2 protein-coding genes are annotated in these 1778 nt (G+C 71.4%); both read right to left on the bottom strand.

Translation table 11 applies throughout. From position 1 onward, the window contains the following. The coding region (locus ACM2XV_RS15005; RefSeq protein ID WP_487027518.1) for a glycosyltransferase at positions 1-871 on the bottom strand (871 nt) is incomplete at its 3' end. Between the two features lie 15 nt (positions 872-886). Further along, positions 887-1778, bottom strand: an 892-nt coding sequence (locus ACM2XV_RS15010; RefSeq protein WP_487027519.1) for a sugar transferase, incomplete at its 5' end; no start/stop codon positions are given.

A 1778-nucleotide genomic window follows, 5' to 3' on the forward strand; every position in this document is an offset into this window, starting at 1 on the left:
TGAGGTCCTCGGCGTGCCGCATGAGCGCGAGTCCGCGGCTCTCGAGCTCGCGGGCGATCTGCACCTGGTGGTCGTCGACGTGCTCGTGGTACTTCGCGAGCCGCGGCACGAGCACGGGCACCTTGCCGTTCTCGAGCGCCGTGATGGCGGTGCCCGTGCCGGCGTGCGCGATGACGACGTCGGCCTCGCCGATCGCCTGGGCGAGCTCTGCGTGCGGCACCATCGGCCGGCCGGGAATGCCGTACTCCGACACGTCCTCGGTGCCGGTCTGCCAGAGCACATCGCAGCCGTCGAGCAGGGGCGCGAGCGCGCGGTACAGGCGATGGAACGGGTAGCCCTCTTGCGTGCCGACCGAGACGACGACCCGCGCGACGCGGCGGCGGCCCGAGGCATCCGCGGGCCGGAACGAGTCGAAGATCGACCCGCGATACCGCCACCGCTCGTTCTCCCACACGGGGTACTGCGTATAGGTCGGGATGTGCCCGTTGCGCGCGATCAGCCGCCCCGACAGCGAGGGCCCGTCCGCGCGCGCCGCCGACTCGATGTAGTGGGCGCGGATGCCGTGCTTGACCGCGACGGGCAGCACGGCGACCGCCGGGCTCGACCCTGTCGACACCGCCATCGAGAAGCGGTTCGTCGCGAGCAGCAGCTCGGCGAAGGCGCGCAGCCGCAGGATGTTGGTCGCGTCCCGCGGCGCGGCGAACGGTGTGAAGATCACCTCGCGCTCGGCGAGCAGCGACTCGCTGAGCCCGTTGCGGAAGGTGAGCCACAGCTGGTCCTCGGCCGCGATGCCGATGCGCTCGGCCAGGGCGAACAGCTGCTTCAAGTGGCCGCCGCCCGAGCAGACGAGCAGCACCCTCTCTTTAGTCATCGGTAGCCCTTCCCATCAGTACGCCCCCTCGTGTGCGACCACCGTGCGCGCGGTGCGCAGCAGGATCATCAGGTCGTTCGTCAAAGACCAGTTCTCGACGTACCAGAGGTCGAGCTTCACGCTCTCCTCCCAGCTCAGCCCGCTGCGCCCCGACACCTGCCAGAGCCCCGTGATGCCGGGCTTGATCAGCAGGCGCCGGTTCACCCGCCCCTCGTAGCGGTCGACTTCCGCCGGCAGGGGCGGTCGCGGGCCGACGAGGCTCATGTCGCCGCGCAGCACGTTGAACAGCTGGGGCAGCTCGTCGAGCGAGAGGCGGCGGATGACCCGGCCGACGCGCGTGACCCGCGGGTCGTCCCTGAGCTTGAACAGCAGCCCCGCGCCTTCGTTGAGGTGCATCAGCTCGTCGCGCCTGGCTTCGGCATCGACGACCATCGAGCGGAACTTGAGCATCGCGAAGTGGCCGCCCCGCATGCCCACCCGGCGCTGGCGGAACAGCACGGGGCCGCCGTCGGCCTTCACGGCGAGCGCCACGACGAGCATCACGGGGCTCGCGACGAGCAGCGCGAGACCGCCCGCGACGACGTCGAAGGCCCGCTTGATCGAGTAGTTGAAGCCCGAGAACCGCGGCAGGTCGACGTGCACCATGGGCAGCCCCTCGACGGGCCGCCAGTGCATGCGCGGCCCGGCGACCTCGATGAGCCGCGAGACCAGGATCAGCTCGACCCCCGAGTCCTCGAACGCCCAGCCCAGCTCGCGCAGCTGCTCGTTGCCGCCCGGCAGGCCGCCCGCCACCATGACGGCGCGCGTGCGCGTGCGGCGCACCGTGTCGACGAGGTCATCGAGCTCGACGCGGGGCAGGGCGGATGCCGCGCCGCTCAGCGCGCCGGCTACAAGGCGATCGCCGTGG

The sequence above is a fragment of the Gryllotalpicola sp. CP2-P1 genome (assembly GCF_057512245.1).